At 73.4% G+C, this 25,660-nt stretch carries 24 protein-coding genes and 1 pseudogene; 13 read left to right on the top strand and 12 right to left on the bottom strand.

The genetic code is table 11. From position 1 onward, the window contains the following. Positions 1-4: 4 nt before the first annotated feature. On the bottom strand, positions 5-1,954 hold the full coding sequence (locus tag KUM40_RS24860) for an ATP-binding protein (protein WP_217168321.1): 1,950 nt from the start codon (positions 1,952-1,954) through the stop codon (positions 5-7). Positions 1,955-2,295: 341 nt separating this feature from the next. On the opposite strand from KUM40_RS24860, the pseudogene KUM40_RS24865 reads away from it, so the two are divergent. The 3 genes and pseudogenes from KUM40_RS24865 to KUM40_RS24870 form a co-directional block, all read left to right on the top strand. Then, positions 2,296-2,736, top strand: a pseudogene (locus KUM40_RS24865) (alcohol dehydrogenase catalytic domain-containing protein); the annotation flags it as partial. Then, a complete protein-coding gene (locus KUM40_RS42720) occupies positions 2,737-2,844 on the top strand; it encodes a zinc-binding dehydrogenase (RefSeq protein ID WP_374227421.1) in 108 nt (35 codons plus the stop codon). It begins immediately after the preceding pseudogene. Between the two features lie 150 nt (positions 2,845-2,994). After that, on the top strand, positions 2,995-3,381 hold the full coding sequence (locus KUM40_RS24870; RefSeq protein ID WP_217168323.1) for an anti-sigma factor antagonist: 387 nt from the start codon (positions 2,995-2,997) through the stop codon (positions 3,379-3,381). On the opposite strand, the gene KUM40_RS24875 is transcribed toward KUM40_RS24870, so the two are convergent. Then, on the bottom strand, positions 3,347-4,300 hold the full coding sequence (locus tag KUM40_RS24875) for a ribose-phosphate pyrophosphokinase (RefSeq protein ID WP_217168324.1): 954 nt from the start codon (positions 4,298-4,300) through the stop codon (positions 3,347-3,349). The two genes, KUM40_RS24870 and KUM40_RS24875, sit on opposite strands and share 35 nt — an antisense overlap. Positions 4,301-4,510: 210 nt before the next feature. Between KUM40_RS24875 and otr(A) the strand changes: the two genes are divergently transcribed. The 4 genes from otr(A) (at position 4,511) to KUM40_RS24895 (ending at position 9,207) form a co-directional block, all read left to right on the top strand. Beyond that, positions 4,511-6,379, top strand: a complete 1,869-nt coding sequence (gene otr(A) / locus KUM40_RS24880) for a tetracycline resistance ribosomal protection protein Otr(A) (RefSeq protein ID WP_217168325.1) — start codon at positions 4,511-4,513, stop codon at positions 6,377-6,379. Positions 6,380-6,523: 144 nt separating this feature from the next. Next, positions 6,524-7,216: a DUF4230 domain-containing protein gene (locus KUM40_RS24885; protein WP_217168326.1), complete on the top strand. Its 693-nt coding sequence runs from the start codon at positions 6,524-6,526 to the stop codon at positions 7,214-7,216. Positions 7,217-7,248: 32 nt separating this feature from the next. Next, positions 7,249-7,824, top strand: a complete 576-nt coding sequence (locus KUM40_RS24890) for a VanZ family protein (RefSeq protein WP_217168327.1) — start codon at positions 7,249-7,251, stop codon at positions 7,822-7,824. A 132-nt stretch (positions 7,825-7,956) separates the two neighbouring features. After that, the gene (locus tag KUM40_RS24895) at positions 7,957-9,207 is read left to right on the top strand and encodes a glycoside hydrolase family 16 protein (RefSeq protein WP_217168328.1); all 1,251 of its coding nucleotides are present in this window, start codon (positions 7,957-7,959) and stop codon (positions 9,205-9,207) included. A gap of 33 nt (positions 9,208-9,240) precedes the next feature. Here KUM40_RS24895 and KUM40_RS24900 read toward each other — a convergent pair whose 3' ends face one another. Beyond that, positions 9,241-9,477, bottom strand: coding sequence for a hypothetical protein (locus KUM40_RS24900; protein WP_114529664.1), 237 nt, complete (start codon positions 9,475-9,477; stop codon positions 9,241-9,243). Positions 9,478-9,592: 115 nt separating this feature from the next. Here KUM40_RS24900 and KUM40_RS24905 point away from each other — a divergent pair, with 115 nt between their 5' ends. Beyond that, a complete protein-coding gene (locus KUM40_RS24905) occupies positions 9,593-10,624 on the top strand; it encodes a PHP domain-containing protein (RefSeq protein WP_217168329.1) in 1,032 nt (343 codons plus the stop codon). A gap of 307 nt (positions 10,625-10,931) precedes the next feature. Here the strand turns inward: KUM40_RS24905 and KUM40_RS24910 are convergent, their stop codons facing one another. Then, positions 10,932-11,264, bottom strand: coding sequence for a hypothetical protein (locus KUM40_RS24910; RefSeq protein WP_217168330.1), 333 nt, complete (start codon positions 11,262-11,264; stop codon positions 10,932-10,934). A gap of 72 nt (positions 11,265-11,336) precedes the next feature. Beyond that, a complete protein-coding gene (locus KUM40_RS24915; protein ID WP_217168331.1) occupies positions 11,337-12,626 on the bottom strand; it encodes an ROK family transcriptional regulator in 1,290 nt (429 codons plus the stop codon). 209 nt (positions 12,627-12,835) lie between these two features. Between KUM40_RS24915 and KUM40_RS24920 the strand changes: the two genes are divergently transcribed. The 4 genes from KUM40_RS24920 (at position 12,836) to KUM40_RS24935 (ending at position 17,334) form a co-directional block, all read left to right on the top strand. Then, complete coding sequence (locus KUM40_RS24920; protein ID WP_217168332.1) at positions 12,836-13,330, top strand: FBP domain-containing protein; 495 nt, start codon at positions 12,836-12,838, stop codon at positions 13,328-13,330. A gap of 106 nt (positions 13,331-13,436) precedes the next feature. After that, positions 13,437-14,693: an FUSC family protein gene (locus KUM40_RS24925; protein ID WP_217168334.1), complete on the top strand. Its 1,257-nt coding sequence runs from the start codon at positions 13,437-13,439 to the stop codon at positions 14,691-14,693. 43 nt (positions 14,694-14,736) lie between these two features. Next, positions 14,737-15,792: a hypothetical protein gene (locus KUM40_RS24930; RefSeq protein WP_217168336.1), complete on the top strand. Its 1,056-nt coding sequence runs from the start codon at positions 14,737-14,739 to the stop codon at positions 15,790-15,792. A 291-nt stretch (positions 15,793-16,083) separates the two neighbouring features. Then, positions 16,084-17,334: a lactonase family protein gene (locus KUM40_RS24935; protein WP_374227415.1), complete on the top strand. Its 1,251-nt coding sequence runs from the start codon at positions 16,084-16,086 to the stop codon at positions 17,332-17,334. On the opposite strand, the gene KUM40_RS24940 is transcribed toward KUM40_RS24935, so the two are convergent. Both KUM40_RS24940 and KUM40_RS24945 read right to left on the bottom strand, forming a co-directional pair. Further along, positions 17,302-18,027, bottom strand: coding sequence for a DUF2470 domain-containing protein (locus KUM40_RS24940; RefSeq protein ID WP_217168337.1), 726 nt, complete (start codon positions 18,025-18,027; stop codon positions 17,302-17,304). The two genes, KUM40_RS24935 and KUM40_RS24940, sit on opposite strands and share 33 nt — an antisense overlap. A gap of 149 nt (positions 18,028-18,176) precedes the next feature. Beyond that, positions 18,177-18,785, bottom strand: a complete 609-nt coding sequence (locus KUM40_RS24945) for a TetR/AcrR family transcriptional regulator (RefSeq protein WP_217168338.1) — start codon at positions 18,783-18,785, stop codon at positions 18,177-18,179. A 122-nt stretch (positions 18,786-18,907) separates the two neighbouring features. Here KUM40_RS24945 and KUM40_RS24950 point away from each other — a divergent pair, with 122 nt between their 5' ends. Beyond that, positions 18,908-20,509: a cytochrome P450 gene (locus tag KUM40_RS24950; RefSeq protein ID WP_217168339.1), complete on the top strand. Its 1,602-nt coding sequence runs from the start codon at positions 18,908-18,910 to the stop codon at positions 20,507-20,509. Here the strand turns inward: KUM40_RS24950 and KUM40_RS24955 are convergent. From KUM40_RS24955 to KUM40_RS24975, 5 genes are all read right to left on the bottom strand, one after another. Further along, positions 20,471-21,346 carry a pentapeptide repeat-containing protein gene (locus KUM40_RS24955; protein ID WP_217168341.1) on the bottom strand — a complete coding sequence of 292 codons (876 nt, stop codon included), beginning with the start codon at positions 21,344-21,346 and terminating at the stop codon, positions 20,471-20,473. The genes KUM40_RS24950 and KUM40_RS24955 overlap by 39 nt on opposite strands. Positions 21,347-21,402: 56 nt before the next feature. After that, a complete protein-coding gene (gene sigJ, locus KUM40_RS24960) occupies positions 21,403-22,308 on the bottom strand; it encodes an RNA polymerase sigma factor SigJ (protein ID WP_217168342.1) in 906 nt (301 codons plus the stop codon). A gap of 4 nt (positions 22,309-22,312) precedes the next feature. After that, positions 22,313-23,056 (bottom strand): PIG-L deacetylase family protein, encoded by a 744-nt coding sequence (locus tag KUM40_RS24965; protein WP_217168343.1) that lies wholly within the window; start codon positions 23,054-23,056, stop codon positions 22,313-22,315. Positions 23,057-23,111: 55 nt separating this feature from the next. Continuing rightward, positions 23,112-24,413 carry an alpha/beta fold hydrolase gene (locus KUM40_RS24970; RefSeq protein ID WP_217168345.1) on the bottom strand — a complete coding sequence of 434 codons (1,302 nt, stop codon included), beginning with the start codon at positions 24,411-24,413 and terminating at the stop codon, positions 23,112-23,114. A 141-nt stretch (positions 24,414-24,554) separates the two neighbouring features. Then, positions 24,555-25,580 carry a LacI family DNA-binding transcriptional regulator gene (locus KUM40_RS24975; RefSeq protein ID WP_217168347.1) on the bottom strand — a complete coding sequence of 342 codons (1,026 nt, stop codon included), beginning with the start codon at positions 25,578-25,580 and terminating at the stop codon, positions 24,555-24,557. Positions 25,581-25,660: the final 80 nt, after the last annotated feature.

The raw sequence follows: 25,660 nt of genomic DNA on the forward strand, positions 1-25,660 counted from the left end.
GGGACTAGTCGCTCTCTTCAGTGCGGTGCTCGGTGGACGCGCCACCGGTGGTCGTTTCACGGGAGCCGGCGGCCTCCGGTGGCGGGGAGACACCCGTCACCGAATCGGTCCCGGCGCCGGGATCGCGTCCGGCGGTGGCGAAGGCGGCGAGCCCGGCGAAGGACGCGTCCGGCGGTACGGCGGCCACGGAGGCCCGTTCGGCCGGGCCGGGCCGGTCGGGGTGCCCGGCGGTGGCGGGGGCCGGGGGCTGTCCGGCGGACGGTTCGGCGCGCCTGCTCCGCCGGCGGGGCAGACCGCCGGGGGTGGTCTCCACGCCGTCGTCACCCGTGTGGGCCGCGAGGGCGACCGGGCCGGCGCCCGCGGCGGCGACGTCCGAGGGCGCGCCGGCGTCGAGCGGGGTCTCCATGGCGGCGAGCGAGGTTCCCGCAGCGGTGGGCGGGGTCTCCGCGGCGCTGGGCGGGGTTCCCGGTGCGGCGAGCGAGGTTCCCGCGACGGCCGACGGGGTTCCCGCAGCGGCCGACGGGGTCCCCGCGGCGGCGAGCGAGGTTCCCGCAGCGGCAAGCGGGGTTCCTGCGACGTCCGACGAGGTTTCCGGTGTGGCTGTCGTGGGGGCCGCGGGCAGCGGGCTGAAGTACTTGTGGGGCACGACGACCACGACGGAGGTGCCGAGCCACGGCGAGTCGGCGAAGGTGACGCGGATGCCGTAGCGGCGGGCGAGGGCGCCGACGACGCGCAGGCCGATGTTGGCGTCCTCCGAGATGCCGCCGAGTCCCACTCCGGGCGAGGTGCCCGCGAGGGCGTGTTCGGCCTCGCGCTTCTTCTCCTCGCTCAGTCCCTTGCCGGAGTCCTGGATCTCGATGCCGACGCCGTTGGGGACCTCCTTGCCGGACACGACGACCGGCTCGGTGGGCGGCGAGTAGCGCGCGGCGTTGTCCAGCAGGTGGGCGAAGATCAGCGTGAGGTGGTCCACCAGTCCGCCGTCGACGCCGAGTTCGGGCAGATGGCGCAGTTGGACGCGGTGGAAGTCCTTGATCCGGCCGATGCCGCCGCGCATCACGCTGAGCAGCCGCTGCGGTTCCTGCCACTGCCGGCCGGGGCGGTCGGAGCCGCCGAGTACGCCGATGCTGGCGGCGAGGCAGTCGGCGGGGCCGATGGCCTGGTCGAGCTCCATCAGACCCCGGGCGACAGCCGGCAGCCGTCCGTGCTCGCCCTGCAGCTCGTGCAGGCGGCCACGGAGTTTGCTGGTCAGCACGTGGATGCGGTTGCCGACGCTGATGACGGCCTGTTCCGCGGAGGTCGAGCGGTCGAACTGGGCCTCGACGCCGATCAGCGCAGTCCTGAGGACCTTGCGCAGCTCGGCCTGGAGGTCGGCGCCAACCTTCGAGCACTGCTCGACGGTGGGCAGGATGTCGTCGATGGCGTCGCCCGCGCGCAGTCTGCGCATCGCGTCGGGCAACTGCTCGTCGGCGAGCCGGGACACGGCGGCCAACTGGTGACCCAGCCGCTCCTGCCAGGCCTCGGTCTGCTCGGCGAGGCGGCTCTCGTAGGTCGTGACCTGCTCGGCGAGCCGGTCCTCGTAGGCCCGGGAGTGTTCCGTGAGCTGTGCCTCGTACGTCTGGGCCTGCTCGGTGAGCTGTGCGTCCAGGGCGGCGCGCTCGGCGGAGAACTTGCGTTCCAGGCCGCCCACGTGCTGCTGCCACTGCTGGGAGTGCTCGGCCCGCGCGCCGCGGTGGGCCTCCTCGGCCCGGCCCAGTTGTGCGCGGGTGCGCAGGAGGAGGCGTACGCACACGGTGCCGGCCGCGGTGGCCGCCGCACCGGCGACGGCCACGGTTATTCGCTCCGAGCTCATGAACGTGGCGGCCACCGTCCCGCCTCCCAGACCCAGTGGCATCAGCCACCAGGAGTACCAGGCGACAGGGGCCCGCGCCGCCGGTGGCGGAGTGGCGAGTTCCATCTGCATCCTTCGAAGCAAAACGATCGAACAGGGGGGATTCCGCAAGCAGGGGTGTGCAAGGCGGAGGTGTGCGAGGGCAGGGGTGTGCCAGGGGGACCGCACTCATGAGTGCACACCGTGAGTCGACCCGTCGCGATCGCGTCAACTCGCAGCGCCGCTAGGGAGCTTATCGGTTGGGAAGCCCAAAAGATCAATTTCACGGCGAGGCGGAAGTGAGGATTCCGTCACGACCCCACGCGCGTTCCGGAGTGGGCGAATCTCCTTGCCGCCCGGGGAATGGCACCATCTCGTCGGAGGTTGCAGACCGTGCCCCCACCCCCTCCCCGAGTTGCGAGGTCTCGATGAACACCATGCGCGCCATCGGCCAGGACGTCCTCGGCGGTCCCGAGGTGCTGAAGGAGGTGCGGCCCGAGCGCCCCCGGCCGCGCCCGAACGAGGTCCTGGTACGGGTGCGTGCCGCCGGGGTGAACCCGACCGACTGGAAGCACCGGGCGAACGGCGGCTTCCTCGGCGAGCCGCCCTTCGTGCTGGGCTGGGACGTGTCGGGCGTGGTGGAGGCGGTGGGGATCGGCGTCGCCGCGTTCCGGCCCGGCGACGAGGTCTTCGGCATGCTGTCCTACCCCTTCGGCCACGGTTCCCACGCGGAGTACGTCACCGCTCCGGCACGCACCTTCACCCACAAGCCAGCCGGCGTCGACCACGTGCAGGCGGGCGCGCTTCCCCTGGTCTCGCTGACGGCGTGGCAGGCGCTGGTGGAGCGGGCGGACCTGCGGCCGGGGCAGCTGCGGGCCTCGGTCGAGCGGACGTTTCCGCTGGCCGAGGCGGCGCGGGCGCACGAGCTCGGCGAGCGGGGCCGTACCACGGGCAAACTCGTCCTCGTGGTCGACTGACCGGCCGCGGCGGGCCCGGTCGCGGCGGTGAGATTTCGATGACATATGTCAATCGAACATGCTCAAACTCGCTCGATCGGGGTAACTTTTCGAGCGGACTGGGTAGTTGAGCTCTCGGAAGCAGGCCGGAACAGGCTGGAGGCAAGGTTCGTGCGGCAGGAATCCGCGTCGTCCACCCGGCATCTTCGGGTGCGCCACCTTCGGGGCCATACGGTGCTGGAGTTCCGGGGCGAGATCGACATCGCCTCGGCCGCGGAGATCGTCCCGCACCTGGACCGGGAGACGGGGCGGCCCGGCGCCCGGGTCGTGCTGGACCTCGGCGGGATCGAGTTCTTCGACTGCTCCGGGCTGCGGCTGCTGTACCGCGCCCGCAGCCGGGTGCTCGACCAGGGCGGACAGGTACACCTGGTGTGCGCCCACCCGCTGACCCTGCGCATGCTGCGGATCACCGGCCTGGCCCGGCTGCTGCCGCCGCGGCCGACCCTGGACGAGGCCCTCGGCGTCAGCCGGCCGGCCGGGCGTCGAACAGTGCGCTGACCGACTCGCCGTTGTGGATACGGCGTACGGCCTCGGCGAGTGCCGGGGCGATGGACAGGATCCGCAGCTTGTCCGTGTGGTCGTCGGCCGGCACCGGCACGGTGTTGGTGCACACGATCTCCAGCACGTCCGGCTGCTCGCTGAGCCGTCCCAGCGCACCGGCCGCGAACAGCCCGTGCGTGCAGGCGAGGCGGATGCTGCGCGGGCCCGCCTCCCGCAGCCGGTCCAGGAGTTCCAGCACCGTGCTGCCCTTGGCGATCTCGTCGTCGAGGACGATGACGTCGCGCCCGGCGACGTCCCCGATCACGGCGCTGATGCTGACCCGGTCGTCGGCGTACCGCTGTTTCGCCCCGGCCGCCACCTGGGCGCCGAGCATCCGGGCGAACGCGGCGGCCTCCTTGGCGTTGCCCAGGTCGGGTGAGACGACCGTGGTGCGTGCGAGGTCGTACTGCCTGAAGTGCGCGGCCAGTTCACGCAGCGCGTGCAGGTGGTCGACCGGGACGGAGAAGAAGCCGTGCACCTGGGGCGAGTGCAGGGTCATGGCGAGGACGCGGCTCGCGCCCGCCGCCACCAGCAGGTCGGCGACCAGGCGCCCGCCCAGCGAGATGCGCGGGGCGTCCTTCTTGTCGGAGCGGGCGTAGGAGTAGTGCGGCATGACCACGGTGATGCGTCCTGCCGACGCCCCGCGGGCCGCGTCGCACATCAGCAGCAGCTCGACGAGATGCTCCTGGACCGGCTTGACCAGGGGCTGGACGAGGAAGACGTCCCGCTCCCGGCAGTTGGCCAGGAGCTGGACCTCCAGGCAGTCGTTGGCGAACCGGCTCACCCGGGTGGGGCTGAGCGGCACGCCGAGCTGGGCGCAGACCTCCTCGGCCAGCCCGGGGTGGGCACTACCGCTGAACACGGCGATGTCTCGCACGGACCGCTCCTCGCGTGATCCTGTCCGGCCGGGATCCCCGGCCTACGGAAATCCTGTTGCGGCGCTCCCGGGGTCCCGCGCCATGATGGCGCCGTCCGCCTCACTCGGGTCTCACCCGGGTCCCCTCACGTCAGGATCCTCGCATGCGCCGACTCCTCGGAATCACCCAGTGCCCCTTTAGGCCCACGGTTCCCGAGGACTCATCCACACATGCACACCCTGAACATCGGCATCCTGGCCCACGTCGACGCCGGTAAGACCAGCCTCACCGAACGGCTCCTGTTCGACCACGGCGCCATCGACCGGCTCGGCAGCGTCGACGCCGGCGACACCCGTACCGACGACGGCGGCATCGAGCGCCGCCGCGGCATCACCATCCGCTCCGCCGTCGCCGCCTTCACCGTCGGCGGCACCCGGGTCAACCTGATCGACACCCCGGGGCACTCCGACTTCGTCGCGGAGGTCGAGCGCGCCCTGGAGGTGCTCGACGGCGCGGTGCTGCTGCTGTCCGCCGTGGAGGGCGTACAGGCGCGGACCCGCGTCCTCATGCGCACCCTGCGGCGGCTGCGGCTGCCCACGCTCGTGTTCGTCAACAAGATCGACCGGGCCGGCGCGCGCACCGACGGCCTGCTCGACGACGTCCGGCGCCTGCTGACGCCGCACGTAGCCCCGCTGACCGGGGTGACGGGCGCCGGCACCGCGCACGCCCGGGTCACCCGCCGCCCGCCGGACGGACGGACCGCCGAGGCGCTCGCCGAGGTCGACCCGGACGTCCTGGCCGCGCTGGTGGACGGCCCCGAGCCGACCGCGGCGGAGCTGGGCGCCGCCCTCGCCGCCCGTACCGCGGACGGCACCTTCCACCCGCTGTTCCACGGCTCCGCGCTCGGCGGCCAGGGCGTCGCGGAGCTGGTCGAGGGCCTGACGGGGCTGGTCCCGGCCGCGGCGCCCGCCACGGCCGGCGCCGACGCGCCGCGCGGCACGGTCTTCGCCGTCCGCCCCGGGCCCGGCGGCGAGCGCACGGCGTACCTCAGGCTGTACGACGGTGAGGTGCGCCCACGCCGACGGCTCACCTTCCTGCGGCGCGAGTCCGACGGGCGGACCACCGAGGTCTCCGGCCGGGTGACCCGCCTCGACGTCGTCGGCGGGGACGCCACGCTCACCGCCGGGAACATCGCCGCGCTCGCCGTCCCCGGCGGCCTGCGCGTCGGCGACCGGCTCGGCGGCCTGAGCGACCGCGCGCCGCAGTTCGCGCCGCCGACCCTGCAGACCCTGGTCCGGGCGGTGCGCCCCGAGCAGGCGGCGCCGCTGCGCTCCGCCCTGCTGGCGCTGGCCGACCAGGACCCGCTGCTGCACGCCCGCCCGGCCGCGTCCGGCGCCACCGCCCTGCTCCTGTACGGCGAGGTCCAGATGGAGGTTCTCGCGGCGACCCTGGCCGAGGACTTCGGTATCGAGGCGGAGTTCGAGCCGGGCCGCGTCCGGTTCCTGGAACGCCCGGACGGCACGGGCGAGGCCGTGGAGGAGATGCCGTGGCTCGACCACACCCGGTACTGGGCGACGATCGGGCTGCGCGTGGAGCCGGGCCCGCGCGGCTCGGGCGGGGTCTTCGCCTACGAGACGGAACTCGGCGCGCTCCCCCGCGCCTTCCACCAGGCGATCGAGGAGACGGTGCACGCCACGCTGCTGACCGGTCCGACCGGCTGCGCGGTCACCGACTACCGCGTCACGCTGGTCCGTTCCGGTTTCAGCTCGCCGCTCAGCACGGCCGCCGACTTCCGCGGGCTGACCCCGATCGTGCTGCGCCGTGCCCTCGCCCGGGCGGGGACCGTGCTGTACGAGCCGTACCAGGCCTTCGAGGCGGAGGTCCCGGCGGACGCGCTGGCGGCCGTGACGGCCCTGCTGGCCTCGCTGGGCGCCGACTTCACCGGTACGACGGGCGGTGACCCGGCCTGGATCGTCACCGGCGAGCTGCCGGCCCGGCGGGTGCGGGAGGCCGAACTGCGGCTGCCGGGGCTCACGCGCGGGGAGGCGGTGTGGTCGGCGCGCCCGTCCACGGACCGTCCACTGAAGCGGGGCCACTGAACCGCGGTACGCCCCCGCGCCCTCGCGCTCCGGTCCCCCGTCCGCCGTCCCCCGTCCGCCGCCTTCCATAGCCCTGCCGCCAACTGCTGCGTCTGGCACGGGAGATGGCGGGCATCCGGGTCAGTAGGAAGGAGGGCCGTCGCCATGACGACTCCCGTCAAGAAGCCCACGAGCCCCGTCGAGAAGCCCGCTAGGCGCATGCCCGGCTGGGCGAAGGCGCTGACCGCGGTGGTGCTGGTGCTCGTCGTGCTGTTCGCGGGGCTCCGGCTGAGCGTCCTGCCGGGTCTGAAGGACCTGTTCGGCTCCGAGACCCAGGACCGTTCGGGGCCCGCGCTGCTGAAGTCGATCCAGGACATCAGCCGTTACGAGGCCGCCTCCGGCAACTTCCAGGTCGTCGTGGACCTGGAGAAGGACGCGAAGCTGCTGCCCGACGCGATCCGCGGCTCCCGCACCCTGTACGTCGGGGCCGGCACGGTCGACGCCTTCGTCGACCTCGGGAAACTGGGCGAGGACGACGTGCGGGTCGACGGCGACCGGACCTCGGCCACGCTGCGGCTGCCGCACGCCGCGCTCGGCGAGCCGGCCCTCGACCCCGACCGCTCCTACGCGGTCTCCAAGCAGCGCGGGCTGCTCGACCGCCTCGGCGACCTGTTCTCGGACAACCCGAACGGCGAGCAGGCCGTGCGGAAACTCGCGTCCCGGCACATCGGTGACGCGGCGAAGGACAGCGAGCTGAAGGCGCGGGCCGAGAGCAACACCACCGCCATGCTCCGGGGCCTGCTGAGCTCTCTCGGTTTCGAGGAGGTACGGGTGACCTACGGGATCCAGGCGCATTGACCCGCAAGGACGTTGACGAATGGAGGACCGACATGGCTCGTGCCGTCCCAAGGCCGCGTTCGTGGCCGCGGCCCCGCGCCGCCAAGGCCGAGAACACCGATCGACACGAACGACATGAACGCCACGAAGGGCACGAAGGGAGCGAACGGCACGCGCTCGCCCTGCCGTTGCGGCTGCTGGCGACGGCGTGCGCGTTCGTATTCATGGTGGCGTTCGCGGTGGTGCTGGCGCGGCTGACCCTGCACCCCTCCCCCGCGTCGGAGGCGTTCACCCACACCAACATGCATCCGGGCCGCTCGCTGAAGGCCTATCTGGACCAGCCCGCGCTGCGTGACGCCGTCAAGCAGATCGGCGGGAACATTCTGCTGGGGGTGCCGTTCGGCGTGCTGGTCCCGGTCGTGGCGCCGCGCACACGCGGGCTGCTGCGGGTGCTGCTGCTGACGGCCGTCGTGATGCTGCTGGTGGAGTTCGCGCAGGGCGCCCTGGTCACCGGGCGGGCCTTCGACATCGACGACGTCATCCTCAACACCACGGGCGCGCTGCTCGGTTACCTGCTTCTGGGCCGGCGGATGAGCCGTGCGGTGCACGCGCGCAGGGCACGAGTGTGAGCGCCGGGCGACTGGTCCGTACCAAGGTATTGACCGGCCCTTATCTCACTACTTGAATAAAGAGGCGACACCCCCAACACCCCCCACCTCGGTCGGTGCTCCCCAGCGGGGCACCGTACGGAAGGGAGAGCCGTGGCCCGCCCACGCCTGCTCCGCAGATGTCTCCTCGCCGCCGCCCTGTCCGCCGGACTGGCCGCGTCCCTCGTGACCGGACCCGCCCAGGCGGAACCCGACACCACCGCCCGGGTCGCCGACGCCTCGGCCGCCGCCGTGACGTTCTCCGACACCTTCGACGGCCCGGCCGGTGCGGCCGTCGACTCCTCGAAGTGGCAGATCGAGACCGGTGACAACGTCAACAACCACGAACGGCAGTACTACACCTCCGGCAACAAGAACGCGGCCCTGGACGGCCAGGGCCACCTGGTCATCACGGCCCGCAAGGAGAACCCGGCCAACTACCAGTGCTGGTACGGCACCTGCCAGTACACGTCCGCCCGGCTCAACACCTCGGGGAAGTTCACGGCGCAGTACGGACACGTCGAGGCGCGGATGAAGGTGCCGCGCGGGCAGGGCATGTGGCCGGCGTTCTGGATGCTGGGCACCCCGGTGAACTGGCCGGACTCCGGCGAGATCGACATCATGGAGAACGTCGGCTTCGAACCCTCCACCGTGCACGGCACCATCCACGGTCCCGGGTACTCCGGCGCGGGCGGCATCGGCGCCGGCTACAGCCTGCCGGGCGGCCAGGCCTTCGCTGACGCCTTCCACACCTTCGCCGTCGACTGGGCGCCCGACTCGATCACCTGGTCGGTGGACGGCAACGTCTACCAGCGGCGCACCCCGGCCGACCTGGGCGGCAAGCAGTGGGTGTTCAACAAGCCGTACTTCCTGATCCTGAACCTGGCGGTCGGCGGCTACTGGCCCGGCGACCCGGACGGCTCCACGGTCTTCCCGCAGTCGCTGGTGGTGGACCACGTCTCGGTGACGACGGGCGACTCGTCCGGCGGTGACGCGATCCGGGGCCTGGCGGGCAAGTGCGTGGACGTCGCCGCGGCGAACACCGCCAACGGCACCCCCGTACAGCTCTACGACTGCAACGGCACCGCCGCCCAGCGGTGGACGGTGGGCTCCGACGGCACGATCCGGGCGCTCGGCAAGTGCCTGGACGTCAACGCCGGCGGCACGGCGGACGGCACGGTCGTCCAACTGTGGGACTGCAACGGCAGCGCCGCCCAGCAGTGGGTCGTCACCGCCGCGCGCGACATCGTCAACCCGCAGGCCGACAAGTGCCTCGACGTCACCGGAAACAACTCGGCCAACGGCACCCGGCTGCAGATCTGGACCTGCACGGGCGGCGCCAACCAGAAGTGGACGGTCGGCTGAGCCGACCCGACCCGAAGGGGCCCGGGCCTCTCCTCAGTGCACGGTCCAGGTGAACTTGTCCCCGCCCACCCAGCGGACCACGTCCGGGTCGTCCAGGTCGTGGACCGTGATGCCGAAGGCCGCCGCGGCCTCCAGTACGTCGGTGACGGCCCTGGCCTCACCGACGACCTGGCCGTCGATCTCCACGATCCGGAACGGAGGCGTGCCCGGCTGCACCCGGAGCACGAGGATCCGCGGAGTGCCGATGTGCGGGCTGTCGATTTCGGTCATGCCTCGAGGGTAGGCCGCAACCCGCTGGAGGGAGGATCGGACCGGCCCGGGGTGCGGGTCCCGGGGCGCTGGGGAACCCTGGACGTGCCGGAGGAGGTCGCGGGAGGAGGTGGCGATGGAGCCCGTCGAGGCACTGGAGCGGATCGCGTTCCTGCTGGAACGGTCCCAGGCGCCCACCTACCGGGTCCGTGCCTTCCGCACCGCCGCCCGGGTGCTGGGCGGGCTCGGTACCGACGAGCTGCGCGAGCGGGCCGGGTCGCTGGAGTCGATGAAGGGCATCGGCCCCAAGACCGCACAGGTGGCCCGCGAGGCGCTGGACGGGCGGACGCCCGGCTACCTGGAGAAGCTGGAGGCCGAGCCGGACGCCCCGCGTGCGGAGGGCGGCGAACGGCTGCGGGAGCGGTTGCGCGGCGACTGCCATCTGCATTCGGACTGGTCCGACGGCGGCAGCCCGATCGAGGAGATGGGCCGGACCGCGGCGGCGCTCGGGCACGAGTGGGCGGCGCTGACCGACCACTCGCCGCGGCTGACGGTGGCCCGCGGCCTCTCCCCCGAGCGGCTGCGCGAGCAGCTCGACGTGGTGGCGGAACTCAACGCGACCTGGGCGCCGTTCCGGCTGCTGACCGGCATCGAGTGCGACATCCTCGACGACGGCTCGCTCGACCAGGAGCCGGAGCTGCTGGAGCGCCTCGACGTGGTGGTCGTGTCCGTGCATTCCAAGCTGCGGATGGACGCCCGCGCGATGACCCGCCGCATGGTGGCGGCCGTCCGCGACCCGCACGCGGACATCCTGGGCCACTGCACCGGGCGGCTGCTGACCGGGCGGGGGCGGCCGGAGTCGGAGTTCGACGCGGACGAGGTGTTCGCCGCCTGCGCGGAGTCCGGCACCGCCGTGGAGATCAACAGCCGCCCGGAGCGGCTCGACCCACCGCGGCGGCTGCTGCGCCGGGCGGTGGCGGCGGGCGTGCTGTTCTCCGTCGACACCGACGCGCACGCGCCCGGCCAGCTCGACTGGCAGATCCACGGGTGCGCGCGGGCCCAGGAGTGCGGGGTGCCCCCGCGGCGCGTGGTCACCACCTGGACCCTGGACGAGCTGCTGGCCTGGACCCGGCAGGGCCGTACTCCGTCCGGAGTGGCGGGCCGCTGACGTGGTGGAGCCGCCAGGCGGGGCCCGGACGGGAACGCGATCCGGCCCACGAGCCCGCGGCGCAGTGACCCACTTCACCGCAAACCGCGACAGACGGTGGAACACCGGCGGGGACTTCTCCGTTGAACTGAACGTGGGTGCGGATGGAACAGTGTCCCCGGGCCTCATCTCCATCGCCCACAGGGAAGATCGTTCGGCTGAAGCCCTGTGGAGCCCCCGCCGCGAGGCGACCGCCATCCGTATCCACCTCAAGCCGCCCCGGCCGTGATTCCCCCGTCGCGGTCGGGGCTTCTCCTTGCAGCGGTCGTCAGCCGGGCGACTCGTCGGGCACCGGGTGCTCGGGGTTCACGTTGCCGGAGTGCGGGGCGCCCTGCCGGCCCGTCCCGGCCTCGTCCGTGTCGGGGACGTCGGCGCCGGACTCGCCCGGCGGCTCCGCCGACTCGTCGCCGGTCCCCGTGTCCTCGTCGTCCTCGTCGTCCTCGGGCCGGTCGCTCTCGTCGCCCTGCCGGTGCTCGAGCTGCTCGCGGGTGGGCGCGGCCGCCTCCCACGGGTCGTCGTCGATGCCGGCCTGCTGGTCGGGCAGGTCGCGCGGGACGGGATCGCCGTTCTCACCCGGTCCCTCGTGGCGGTGATCGGTCACGGCGCGCTCCTTCCCGTGGTCCTGCCGGTCGTCCGAGCGGCATCGGGTACCTCCGCGGTGACCGGCGAAACCTCAGCGCGGCGCCCGCTCCTCGAGCGCCGTGCGCCAGGCGGGGACCGGGTACTCGGGCGCCGGCTCGGGACGCCGGCCGCCACGCGCGAAGAAGTCGGCCAGGGGCAGGATCGCGGCGCCGACGGTGACCGCGTCGGGGCCGAGCCGCCCCAGGTCGACCGTCACCTTCTGGGCGGGGTGGCGCAGCGCGTACGACACGGCGTGGCGGCGTACGGCCGGCAGGAAGCGGGTGCCGAGCTGGAGGCCGGCCCAGCCGCCGATGAGGATGCGCTCGGGCTGGAAGAGGTTGATCAGGTCGGACAGGCCGGCGCCCAGGTACTCGGCGGTCTCCTCCAGGACGGCGAGCGCGACCGGGTCGGCCGCCTCGCCGCCGGGCGGGTGGGCGGCGGCGAGCAGGGTGGTCAGGGCGGTCTCCTCGTCGGTGCCCTCCGGCACCCGGCCGCCCGCCTCCCGCCAGCGGGCCAGCAGTGACTCGGCGCCCGCGTACGCCTCCAGGCAGCCGAGTGCTCCGCAGCGGCAGCGGCGGCCTCTGACCCGGACCGTCAGGTGCCCCCATTCGACCGCCCGGCCCTGCTCGACCTCGGGGGTGACGAGGCTGGCGCCGACGCCGGAGCCGAAGAGGACCACGACCGCGTTGTGCGCGCCGCGTCCGGCGCCGAACCACATCTCGGCCTGGCCGAGGGTCTTGGCGCCGTTGTCGATGAGGTACGGCACGCTGTCGGGCAGCGGCGACCCAGCTCGGAGCAGGGCCTCCAGCGGGACCGCGTCCCAGCCGATGGTCTGGCCGTGCACCACGGCACCGCGGTCGGCGGTGTGCTCGACGATTCCGGGCACGCCGATCCCGGCGCCGAGCAGCCGCTCGGGCGGCAGTCCGGCTGTGGCCAGCACCTCGGCGATGCCGTCGCGGATGTGGCCGACGATGACGTCGACGTCGTACCGCTGCTCGGCCAGGGGGTGTTCGGCGCGGGCTAGTTCGGTGAGCGTCAGGTCGAACAGCTCGACCCGCACCCGGGTCTCGCCGACGTCCACGCCGATCATGTGGCCGCTGGCGGGGGCCACGCGCAGCAGAGTGCGGGGCCGGCCGCCGTCGGAGTCGACGCTGCCGGCCTCCTCGACCAGTCCGTCGGCGACCAGGTCGGCGACCACGTTGCTGACGGAACCGGAGCTGAGGCCGGTCGCGGGGCCCAGCTCGAAGCGGCTGAGCGGTCCGTCGAAGTAGAGCCGTTGCAGCACGGCCGTACGGTTGGCCCGCCTGAGGTCGCGCACCGTGCGCCCGTTCCGCCCCGCCATGTGGCTCCTCCCGTACCGTGCCCGGTCTGCAACATACCTCTGCCGGACTGCCGCACGCGACTTCCCTTTGCCCTTAATTCATGCTATGAACTCACGCTCACCGAAATGCGTTGGCCTCTCCCTCCTTTGCTATCTACGCTAGGTGAAAACCTAGAGCCCCTAGGTTCAAGGCATATGTACATGTCCAAGACTTACAAAGGGAGGCTTCCATGAGAGCACTCGTCGAGCAGGACATCCGCACCTCCTTCATCAACTGCTCGAAGGGCGAGGCCAAGCGTCTGGCCGTCCCCCGCGATCTCGACGAGCGTCCGTGGGACGATCTCGACTTCCTCGGCTGGCGGGACCCCGGGGCGCCCGACCGCAGCTATCTGGTCACCGACCACGACGGGGGTCCGACCGGTGTGGCCCTGCGGTTCCAGCCTGCCCGGAGCGGCTACTTCCAGCGCAGCATGTGCGCGCTGTGCCTGACCACTCACCCCCGGGGCGGTGTGTCGCTGATGACCGCGCGCAAGGCGGGCGCGGCCGGCCGCGAGGGCAACTCGGTCGGCCTCTACATGTGCACCGACCTCGCGTGTTCCCTGTATCTGCGGGGCAAGAAGGTGTCACAGAGCGGCGCCCGCCTCGAGGAGAGCCTCACCCTGGAGGAGCAGGTCGCCCGGGCGCTGGGCAATCTGTCCGCCTTCGTCGCCAAGCTGCGCGCCTGACCCGTCCGGCGGCGCACGGCGCGTGAGAAGGGGCCCGGCCGTCCGCGTCCGGCTACCGTCCTGATCGGACACGTTCGAGGCGCCTGCGGAAGGGAACAGCCCGAGGATGCGGGATGTGCGTGCGGCCGCGGGGTCGGCTCTGCGGCGGGTGAAGTGGCTTCGGGACCCCATGGTCGTGCAGGCCCTGCGCTCGGCCAGCGCGGCCTCGATCGCCTACGTCATCGCGGTGCGGCTGACTCCCGACAAGTCGGCGGCGCCGCTCACCGCACCCCTGACCGCGCTGCTGGTGGTCCAGGTCACCCTGTACGCCACGCTCAAGATGAGCATCCGCAGGGTGAACGCCGTGGTGGCCGGCGTGCTGGTCGCCATCGCCTTCAGCCAGTTGGTCGGGCTGAGCTGGTGGAGCCTGGCCCTGCTGATCGTGGCGGCGCTGGGTGTCGGGCATCTGGTGCGGGCGCACGAGTTCGTCGCCGAGGTGGCCATCAGCGCGATGCTGGTGCTCGGCGTGACCTCGCACGGCAGCCTGGCGTGGGCCCGGGTGGTGGAGACCCTGATCGGGGCGATCGTCGGGCTGACCTTCAACCTGGTGCTCGCCCCTCCGGTGTGGGTGGAGCAGGCGGGCGAGTCGATCGTGGGGCTGGCCCGGCAGGTGCGCCGGCTCATGCTGCGCATGGGTGAGGAGGCCGCCGACAGCACTCCCTTCCACGAGGCGGCGGCCCGGCTGCACGAGGCCCGCCGGCTCGACCACGACATCGGCGAGGTGGACGAGGACCTCCGCCAGGCCGAGGACAGCCTGCGGTTCAACCCCCGGGTGCGCGAGGGGCTGCTCCACCGGGTGGTGCTGCGTACGGGTCTGGACACCCTGGAGATCTGCACGGTGGTCATGCGGGTCCTGGCACGCACGTTCACCGACCTCGCCAAGGAGCGTGAGCCGGAGCCCCTGTTCCCGCCGGAGACGGGCGCGACCATCCAGCAACTGCTGTCGGAGATCGCCGACGCCGTGGTGAGCTTCTCGGTGCTGGTCACCACCAGCGCCAGTGACGACGCCGAGTCGGCGGAGGAGCGGCTGTCCAGCGAGCTGCGGCAGGCCGCGGCCACCCGCGACAGGCTGGCCGTGCTGCTTCTGGAGGAGGTCAGGCGCGACGAACGGCAGTGGCAGTTGCGGGGCGCGGTGCTGGCCGAGGTCGACCGGATCATCGACGAGATGGACACCGAGCACCGCTCCCGCCGGCTCCTGGAGGAGCTGGACCATCACACGCGCGAGCAGCGCGAGCGCATGCCGCGGCTGACCCGGCTGTGGGACCGGATGCGGGCACTGCGGCGGAAGCGGAACCGCGGCCGCGCCGCACGGCGTTCCCATTGAGTGTTGAGTGAGGAAGAGTCCACATGGATGAGGGGGCGTTCGGATGACCGACACCAGCGTGCGGATCGACGGGAACCGGCTGTTGCTGCCGGGTGGTGCGGCGGTGCGCTTCATCCGCACCCTGCGGCTGCCCGAGACGGGCACCCATCCGCTGCCGCCCGGGCTCGGCGAGTTCCCGGTCCGCCGGGTCTCGGACTACGCCGACACCGTGCCCGAGGCGTGGCGGGCGCGCGGCGGCGTGATGCTGCCGGTGTATCTGCGTGAGGCCATGTGGCTGAGCTTCGCCGGCACGAGGGAGCCCGCCGCCCTCCAGGTCGGGGTGGGCAAGGTGTGCGCGGTGTCGGGCAGGCCCTGGAGCGACCGGCTGTCCCGCGATCCGCAGAACTACGTGGTCCTTCCCCGCCAGCCCTGGCTGGACGGCATCAACTCCGGGACGGGCACGGTCCGTCAGTTCGTGGCGGTGCCGCTCGGCATGGGGGCGACCGTCGAGGGCCAGGTCACCGGCGAGGAGGTCTGGGGCGGCGTCCAGTTGCAGGCCCGCCCTCTCAACGACGCGGAGCTGGCCCGCTGGCGGGAGGAGGCGGAGCGGCGCCGTGCCGAGGCGACGCGCAGGCGGGCCCGGTCGGGCGGAGCCTTCGGCGCCCCGATGGCGGCGTCGGCCCCCGCCGCCCCGGGTGCGGCCCCGGCCTACGGAGGCGCGGCCCGGCCCCGCTCCGCGCCGGCCATGGGGCTCGGCGTCGGAGGGTCCATGCGCCAGGAGGTGTACCGCGACCAACGGCCGCTGACGGACTGGGCCGAGGCTCCGACCGGCCGGGTCTTCGTGCACTTGGTGACGCCTCCCGAGTGGCAGCGCATCACCGGCGAGGCGCCGCCGCCGTCCCCCGTGGACCGGGCCGCGTACACCCGGGCCGGCCTGCCCTGGTACGACTACTACGACCAGGACGCCCACGATCTCGCCCCCACCGAGCCGCTCCAGGACGTCAAGCCGGTCGGCGACTGGATCGGGGACGACCACGAGCCCTGGCAGGCGCCCACGCCCCCGCAGGTCAAGCCACTCAAGGACGCGCCGGGCGAACCGGTCCAGGACGGCGACTGGTAGGGGACGGGGCTGGTGGAGGACGGGGCCGGTGGAGGACGAGCCGGTGAAAGACGGGGCCGGCGAAAGACGGGCCGGTGAAAGACGAGCCGGCGAAGTACGGGGCCGGCGAAAGACGAGCCGGCGAAGTACGGGGCCGGCGAAAGACGGGCCGGTGAAAGACGAGCCGGCGAAGTACGGGGCCGGTGAAGTACGGGCTGGCGAAAGACGAGCCGGTGAAAGACGGCAACGGCGAAAGACGGGCCGGTGGAGGACGGGGCCGGCGAAGGACGTGAACGGCAGGGGAGCGTGGACGTGAGCGGTGGCGGCTGGAGCAGGCGGCGGTTGGTCGGGCTGCTCGCGCGGACGGCCACCGCGGCGGCGGCGCTCCCCGCTGCGACGGCGTGCGGTGGTCCGTCGGACCCGGAGTCGTCGTCGTTACCGGGGATGTCCACGACACCCACCGCTCCCGGGGCGAGCGCCGGCGCGTCGGGCAGGCAGCGGGAGTCCTCCGGGCCGCGCCCGCTCCTGATCGGCACCTACACCTCCGTCGAGGGCGGCGGCCAGGGCATCGGACTCGCCGACTACGACCCCGGCACGGGCCGTGTCACCGGCCGGGGCGTCCTCGCCGAGGTGGACGACCCCTCGTACCTGGCGGTGCACCCCGACGGCCGCACCCTGTACACGGTGAACGAGCGCGAGGACGGCGCGGTGAGCGCCGTCCGGCTGTCCGACCGCAGGGTCCTGGGCAGCCGGAGCACCGGCGGCGCGGCGCCCTGCCAGCTCTCCGTGCATCCGGGCGGGCGCTGGCTGCTGAGCGCCAACTACGGCTCGGGCAGTGTCGCCGTGCACCCGATCGACGCCTCGGGCGCACTCGGGGAGCGCACCGGCCTGGTCACGCACTCCGCTCCCCCGCCCGGCCCGGGGCAGCGAGGGCCGCACGCCCACCAGATCGTCACCGGCCCGGACGGGAACCATGTCCTCGCCGTGGACCTCGGCACGGACACCGTGTACACGTACCGCCTGGACGAGAGCGCGGGCACCCTCAAGGAAGTCGCGCGGGCACGGACCCGGGCGGGTGCCGGGCCGCGCCACCTCACCTTCCACCCCGGCGGACGCCACGCCTATCTCGCCAACGAGGTCGACGACACCGTCGCGGTCTGCGCCTACGACCCGGACACGGGACGCCTGAGCATCGGGGAGGCGCAGTCCACCGGCACCGGGTCCGGCACGGGTTCCGGCACGGGTTCCGGCACCAACTACCCGGCGCAGATCCTGGTCACGTCCGACGGCTCGTACGCCTTCCTCGCGAACCGGGGGCACAACAGCCTCACGCGCTACGCGGTGGAGGCCGAGGGGGCCCGGCTCCGGCCGCTCGGCACGGTGCCGGTGGGCGGCGACTACCCGCGGCAGATCGCCTTCTCCCCCGACGGCGCGCTGCTGTTCGCGGCGAACCAGAGGTCCGGCACCGTCAGCGTGTTCCACGTGGATGCCGGCCGTGGCGAACTGCGCCCCGCGGGAGAGCCGTTCGCCTCACCCGTCGCCGTCTGTGCGCTGCCACTGTAGGGCCCGGGGGCAGGAGGCGGCGCTCGCCTGGGACAGCAGCACGTGCACCCGCTCCGTGAGCTGCCCGACGTCGTCGGCCGGCGCGTGGAAGGGCAGCCGTACGTCACCCTGGTCGCGGAGGCGCTCGATGCGCAGGGTCAGTCCGTGCCGGTCGACGGCGAGCGGCCGTACCCGGACCGCGCCGTGCAGGCTGTCGGGTTCGACGAGCCGGGTCAGCCGCTGGACGGCGTCGCCGTGGCAGTCGGCGAGGTGGGTCAGCAGCCGGGCCTCCGCCAGGGCCAGCGGGTCGGGCGCGGCGGCGGTGAAGTCGTCGACGTCGACCACCACGGCACCGGACGGCCGCCGCAGCACCACGCGGGTGGGCCGGAAGGCCAAGTGCCCGTCCTGCACGGCGAACCAGCCGGCGAGCCAGAGCCGGGCCCTGATCCGCCCCCGTACCGGGACGGGCGCCACGTCGGCGAACTCCAGCACGGCGGACGGCTCCCCGCGGGGCGCGCAGACGGCCGCCGCGAGCAGGGCGCTGTCCTCGGGCACGTGCAGGAGCACCCGCCCGTCGTCGCCCACGGTGTGCGCGCCGACGAACTCCTCGCGGCCGCCCTCCGCGGTCACCGCGCAGGACCAGGCGGCGGCGAGCACGGAACGGGCCTGCTCCGCCGCGGCGGGCGCGGCCGTCCAGGTGTGGCTGTCACCCATCCCAACCTCCGTTCAGCAGTTCATTGGGTAAGGCTCTCGGGTGAGACTCTTAGGTAAGGCTCACCTAACCTATCGGAGATCGGAGGGCACGCCAACCACGACGCGCGATCTCACAGCGCGATCCCACCGCCCGCTCCCGCGACGCGGCCTCAGGGCGCGATGGCACCCAACAGCGCCCGTGCGCACAGGTCGCGCACCTGCTCACGGGTGGGCTCCGGGTCCCGCAGCCACTCCAGGCAGACCGCCGTGGTGAACGCCAGCCAGCCGCGCACCGCCAGCCGTACGTCGGTGCGCTCCTCGAAGGCCGGACCGAACTCCGGGTCGGCGGCCAGCGCCGCGAGGATCTGCCGCTCCTGCGCGGCGAGCGCCCGCCGGTAGACCCGGCGCACGGTCTGGTCCCCGGCGGCGTCCGCGCGGTGGAAGGCGCGGTAGCCGTGCGCGTGGGCACGGACGTACTCCAGGTACGCGTCGAGGCCCGCGGTGAGCTGCACGCGGACCGGCACCCCCGGCACGGCCGCCGTCATGCGCAGCATGCGCTCGCTCTCGCGCTCGACGACCGCCGTGAAGAAGTCCCGCTTGTTCGGGAAGTAGTGGTACAGCAGCCCGCGGGAAACCCCGGCGATCTCGGCGACCCGTTCGATCCAGACGTCGTCGTAGGGACTCTCCGAGAACAGCCGCGCGCCCACCGACAGCAACTGCTCCCGACGCTCCCCGGTACTGAGCCTGCGGCGGGTGCGCTCGCCCTGGTTCGCGGCCATGCCCGCACCTTACTTGACGCCGGTTCAACAACGGGGCGAGACTGGGCCGCGTTATTGAATCCATGTACAACACGCCTGCTCCGGCTCGTGCAACACGCCGCTGCGTCAAGGGAGATCGCGTCATGGCGGAGACGACGAGGACACCGGCACCCGACGGACTGCCCAAGGGCTTTCGCAGCGCCGAACTGGGCTGGCCCGAACTCCACCGCATTCCCCGCCCGCCGTACCGGCTGCCCCTGCTGGGGGACGTGATCGGGGCGAGCAGGCGCACCCCGATGCAGGACTCGCTGCGATACGCCCGGCAGCTCGGCCCGGTCTTCCGGCGGCGGGCCTTCGGCAAGGAGTTCGTGTTCGTGTGGGGTGCCTCCCTCGCCGCCGACCTGGCGGACGAGACGCGCTTCGCCAAGCACGTGGGCCTGGGCGTGGCCAACCTGCGGCCGGTGGCCGGCGACGGGCTGTTCACCGCGTACAACCACGAGCCCAACTGGCAGCTCGGGCACGACGTGCTGGCGCCCGGTTTCAGCCGCGAGGCCATGGCCGGATACCACGTGATGATGCTGGACGTGGCCGCGCGGCTCACCGAGCACTGGGACCGGGCCCGGGACTCGGGGCGGGCGGTGGACGTGCCCGGCGACATGACCAAGCTGACGCTGGAGACCATCGCGCGCACCGGTTTCGGGCACGACTTCGGGTCCTTCGAACGCCCGCGCCCCCATCCCTTCGTCACCGCGATGGTGGGCACGCTCACCTACGCGCAGCGGCTGAACACGGTCCCCGCGCCGCTCGCCCCCTGGCTGCTGCGCGGCGCGAACCGGCGCAACGCCGCCGACATCGCGTTCCTCAACCGCACGGTCGACGACCTCGTCCGCGAACGCCGGGCGGCCGGCGGGAGAGGCGGCGAGAGCGGTGAGAGCGGTGAGGGCGACCTGCTCGACCGGATGCTGGAGACGACCCACCCCGGGACCGGGGAACGGCTGTCGCCTCAGAACGTCCGCCGCCAGGTCATCACCTTCCTGGTGGCCGGCCACGAGACCACCTCGGGCGCGCTCTCCTTCGCCCTGCACTACCTGTCCCGGCACCCCGAGGTCGCCGCCCGCGCCCGGGCCGAGGTGGACCGCGTCTGGGGCGACACCGAGGCACCCGGCTACGAGCAGGTGGCCAAACTGCGCTACCTGCGCCGGGTACTGGACGAGTCGCTGCGGCTGTGGCCGACCGCGCCCGCCTTCGCCCGGGAGGCCCGCCAAGACACGGTGCTGGGCGGTACGTATCCGATGCGGCGCGGTGCCTGGGCGCTGGTGCTCACGGGCATGCTGCACCGGGACCCCGAGGTGTGGGGGCCGGACGCCGGGCGGTTCGACCCGGACCGTTTCGACGCGAAGGCCGTACGGTCGCGCGCCCCGCACAGCTACAAGCCGTTCGGGACGGGGGCCCGGGCGTGCATCGGGCGGCAGTTCGCGCTGCACGAGGCGACGCTGGTCCTGGGACTGCTGCTGCGCCGCTACGAGCTGCGGCCCGACCCGGACTACCGGCTGCGGGTGACCGAGCGGCTGACGCTGATGCCGGAGGGACTGCGGCTGCACCTGGACCGGCGGACCGCACCCGACCGGACCGTCTACGACCCGACCGTCTCCGACCGGACCGGCACGGTGCCGGAGCAGGTCGCCCCCGTCCCCGGGGACGTCCCCTCAGGACCCGGCTGTCCAGTGCACCGGGCGGGTGACTGACTCCGGCAGCCTGGTCCCGGCGCTGCCCCGGGCCGCGGTGAGCTGCGGCTGGGTCAGGAAGAAGGCGCCGGTCAGGTCGGCGTCCGTGAGGTCGGCGTCACGCAGGTCCGCGCCGATCAGGTCGGCGCCGCGCAGGTCCGCGCCGGTGAGGTCGGCGGCGATGAGGTAGGCCCCGCGCAGATCGGCGCCGGCGAGGTCGGCGCCCTTGAGACGGGCGCCCATGAGGTCCGCGTTGCGGCGGTGCTTCTTGCGGCCGCGGGTGCCGGACCGCACGAGTTCGCTGGTGCGCAGCAGGAGCGCGTTGACCCCCTGCCGGTGCCCGGACACGTCCAGGGCGGACAGCTCGTCGGGGGTGCCGGTGGCGAGGCGCTCGGTGTCGGCGAGGGCGCGGCGCAGGTCGGCGTGGACGGGGCGGGCCGCGGGCAGGGTCAGCGCCTCGGTCAGGTACCAGAGCAGCTCGTGCAGTTGGCGGACCACCGGGAAGACGTCGAACATGCGGCGGCCCCGCTCGGGCGGGCCGGTGCGCCAGTCCACGCCGCCGAAGGTGACCTGCGAGACCCGCTGCCCGGCGCCGAAGCAGTCGTAGACGGTGCAGCCGCTGAAGCCGCTCTCCCGCAGCCTGGCGTGGATGCCGCAGCGGTGGTCGGTGCGGAGGTTCGGGCAGGGCGTTCCGGCGTCCTTGTCGATCGCGAAGTCCGCCGAGCGGGCGAAGGGCAGGGCCGCGCAGCACAGGCCGAAGCACCGCTCGCAGTCGCCGCGCAGTTCTGCGGGGGCCGCCCGATCTGCCGGGTCCGCCGGATTCACCGGGTCCGCCGGGGTTGGCGTGTGTTCTCGCATGCCGACGAGGATACGGGCCGCCGGTGTGCCCCGACGCCGACGGCCGCCGCTCCCGGTCAGGCCTCCAGGGCGGAAAGGTCCAGGTCGGACAGGCGTTCGGGGTCGGACAGGATGTACAGGCCGGTGATGAGTCCGTCGGCGACGGTGACGTAGGTGACGGACTGCGGGCCTGCCTCGGACACGGCGACGGTGCCGACCGCGCCGTTGACCAGGACGACCCGGGCGAGCCCGGCGAGGTGGCGGAAGTGGAACGCCCCGGTGGCGACCGTCCGCGCGCCCCGCACCACCTTCGACGCCGCCGCGCCGCTTGCCAGTGCACCGGCGTCGGCACGCAGCACCACGTCCGGGTGGAGGACGGACACCAGGGCCTCGAAGTCACCGGCACGGCTCGCGGCCAGGAACGCCTCGACCGCCCGGCGCTGCCGGCCGAGGTCCGGTTCGGCGGCCGGGGTCGCGTCCCGCACCCGGCGCCGGGCCCGGGCGGCAAGCTGCCGGGTGGCGGCCGGACTGCGCTCGACGACCCGTGCGATGGCGTCGAAGGGGACGGCGAACATGTCGTGCAGGACGAACGCCAGCCGCTCGGCCGGTGCCAGGGTCTCCAGCACCACCAGCAGGGCGATGCCCACCGAGTCGGTGTGCAGGGCCTCCTGCTCCGGGTCGGTCCGCGGCAGCGCCCGCACCACGGGGTCCGGCACGAAGGTGTCGAGGCCCTCGGTCATCGGCTCCTCGCGGCGCGCGGTTCGCGAGCGCAGCAGGTCCAGGCAGATCCGACCGGTCACCGTGGTCAGCCAGGCGCCCAGGTTGTCGATGCCGTCCCCGCCGGTGCGGTCGAGCCGCAGCCAGGCCTCCTGCACGGCGTCCTCCGCCTCGGCCAGGGAGCCGAGCATGCGGTACGCCACCGCCTTGAGCTGCCCGCGGTGCTCCTCGAACCGCTCCGCCAGACGCTCCCGCTCCCCCGGCATGCCGCTACCGTCCGAAGACTTCGAAGGTCACCGCCGGCCTTCCGCCGAACCGCTCCCCCGCGGCCTGGGCGAAGCCGGTGAGGAATCCGCGTACGTACGTCTCCGGGTCCTCGTCGGTCAGCACCTCGATGTACGCCCGGTGTTCGAGCAGCGAGCGCACCGCGCGCTCGAGACCCGGCGTGGCGTCCACGGCGTGGGTGGGCGAGGAGGAACCGGCGACCGCGACCCACCGCACGCCGCCCCACGGTTCGAGGCCCTGGTCGGTCAGCTCCGGAAAGATCCACCGGTTGCCCGCGTCGCCCGCCGCGTCGAGCGTGGCGCGGCCGACGGCCACGTGGTCCGGGGTGTTCCAGGCGACGCCGCCCCAGGTGTCGCGGTGGTTGAGGGTGATGACCAGCTCGGGCCGGTGCCGGCGGATCGCGGCGGCAATGTCGCGGCGCAGCGCGGTGCCGTACTCGACGACACCGTCCTTGTGGTCGAGGAACTCCACCTCGCTCACCCCGACGACGGCGGCGCTCGCCCGCTGCTCCCGCTCACGCAGCGGGGCGCACTCGGCGGGCGCCAGCGTGTCGATGCCGGCCTCGCCCCGGGTCGCGAGCACGTAGGCGACCTCACGCCCCTCGTCGGTCCAGGCGGCGATCGCCGCCGAGCAGCCGTACTCCAGGTCGTCCGGGTGGGCCACGACGGCGAGGGCGCGGCGCCAGTCCCCGGGCATGGGCTCCAGTTGCGTGATCGTCGGCTCCGTCATGCCCGCACACTAACCCGCGCCACTGACATCCCACCCGGGTTTCACGCGCCGCCGCTCACGCCTCGTCGCGGGCGAGCGCGAGCAGCCGGTCCAGGACGCGGGGGCCGCCGGCCCGGACGCCGTCGTGCTCGAACTCGTCGGTGACCCAGGTGCGCAGGCCCCGGATCGCGCGGGCGGTGGTGAGGGCGTGCGCGGTGTCGACGTACATGTCGTCGTGGTAGACGGCCGCGGCGGCGGGCACCTCGTTGGCGGCGAGGCGGGCGGGGTCGTACAGGGGCGTCCAGTCGGTGCGGGCGGCGAGCAGTTCGGCGGTCTCGCGCAGCGGGCGCAGTGCCGGGTCGCAGTCGAACATCCAGGGGTGGACCGACTCGCCGGTGAAGAGCAGCGGTTCGTCGCCGGCCAGGGCCTTGGCGGCGTCGAAGCGCGGGAACTCGGCGCGGACCCGCTCGGCGGACCAGTCGGTGGGCCGCGCGTCCTGGCCGTAGATGGCCTCGTGGACGAGGGCGTAGAGCGGGTGGCCCGCGTAGGACAGCAGGCCCTGTGCCTGCTCCTGGAAGGCGTCGGACAGCTCGTGGCCGTTCGGGGTGCGGACGAAGGCGTCCTCCAGCAGGAAGTGCAGGCGGTGGCTGCCCTCGCCGCCGCCCAGCATGATGCCGAGGGACTGGAAGGCCTCCACGGTGAGCCGGTAGCCGTTCGGCAGGACCACGTCGTGGGTGAGCAGGTGGTCGGCGATGCGGCGGGCGCGTTCGACGTCCTGCGGATAGCGGGTGTAGTGCGCGACGACCTTGCGCTCGATGCGGGGGAAGGCGGCCCGGTAGACGTCGTCGGCGTGGGCGTCGAGGGAGGGCAGACCGCCGGTGATCAGGGCGGCGCTCAGGCCCTCGGGGGCCAGCGACAGGTAGGCGACGGTGCAGAAGCCGCCGAAGCTCTGGCCGAGGACGGCCCAGGGGGCACCGCCGGTGACCTGGGGGCGGATGGCCTCGCAGTCGCGGACGATGGCGTCGGCGCGGAAGTGGGCGAGGTAGTCGGCCTGCTCGGCGGGGCCGCCGCGCAGCGGGAGCGTCTGGCGGTTGGCGGTCGTGGAGGCGCCGGTGCCGCGCTGGTCCAGGAGCAGCACGCGGTACTCCTTGAGGGCGCGGCCGAGCCAGGCGGGACGGCCGATGAAACGGTTCGCCCCGAAGCCGGGGCCGCCCTGGAGGTAGACCAGCCAGGGCAGGTCCTGGTGTGCCTTGTCGCGCGCGACGGCCTCGCGGGCGTACAGCTCGATCGTCTCCCCGGTGGGGTCGGCGTGGTCGAGGGGCACGGTGAAACGGCGGTCGGTGAGGACGACGCCTGGCTGGCGGTAGCTGACACTCAAGGGGGCTCCCGGGGCGGACGGATCTGACGGACGGGTCTGGCGGACGGAACTGGCGGCCGATTCTTTCGGCCGTGTCCCAGTTCAGCACACGGTCCTGCGGCCGCCGACCCCCGGGATCATGAAATCGTGCTGAATGACCGGTCAGCGGGCGGCGAGGCTGGAGCGCCGCACGACCAGTTCGGGCTGGAGGACGACCCGCCGGTGCGGGTGGGTCCGGTCGGTGCCCTCCAGCTCCGTCTCCTCGAGGAGCAGTTCGGCGGCCATGGCGCCCATGGTGACGGCGGGCTGGCGCACGGAGGTGAGCGGGACGGCCGCGGCGGCGGCGAACTCGATGTCGTCGTAGCCCACGATCGCGAGGTCCTCGGGGACGCCGACCCCGGCGGCGTACATGGCCTGGAGGACACCGAGGGCGAGCAGGTCGTTGGCGCAGAAGACGGCGGTCGGCCGGTCGGCGAGGCCCAGGAGGCGGGCGCCGGCGTCCCGGCCCGCGGCGACGTCGAGCCGCTCGGTGGGCAGTTCGCGCAGTGCCTCGGGGCCGAGCCCCGCCTCGGCGAGCGCGGCGAGGGCGCCGGTGCGGCGGTCGCGCACCTGGTTGAGGCCGGGCGGGCCGCTGACGTAGGCGATGGAGCGGTGCCCGGCGTCCACGAGGTGGCGCACGGCCAGCGCGCCGCCCGCGACGTCGTCGACGGAGACCGAGCACTCGGTGGTGCCCTCGGCGACCCGGTCGACCAGCACGAAGGGGATGTTGTGGCGCCGGAAGCCCTCGATGTTGCGGCCGGTGGCGTCGGCCGGGGTGAGCAGAACGCCGCGGACCCGCTGTTCGGCGAAGAGCGAGAGGTAGTCGGCCTCCTCGCCCGGGTTCTGGGCGCTGTTGCAGACCATCACGCCGAGCCCGGCGACGCGCGCGGCCCGCTCGGCGCCCCGCGCGACGTCGACGAAGAAGGGGTTGCCCATGTCCAGGACGAGCAGCCCCATGATCCGGCTGCGGCCCGCGCGCAACTGCCGCGCGGACTCGCTGCGGACGTAGCCGAGCCGGTCGATCGCGGACAGCACGCGCGCGCGGGTCTCCGTCGCGACGGTGTCGGGGCGGTTGATGACGTTGGAGACCGTGCCCACGGATACTCCGGCGACGCGGGCGACGTCCTTGATACCCACCGAATGGGCCATCGGGCAGGGACCTCCGAGGTCGAGCTGGGTATGGGGGGGCGGCCGCAGAACCTTCACATTACCCGCGCCGCCCCGGGAAG

This window comes from Streptomyces sp. AC512_CC834 (assembly GCF_019049325.1).
Classification (GTDB): domain Bacteria; phylum Actinomycetota; class Actinomycetes; order Streptomycetales; family Streptomycetaceae; genus Streptomyces.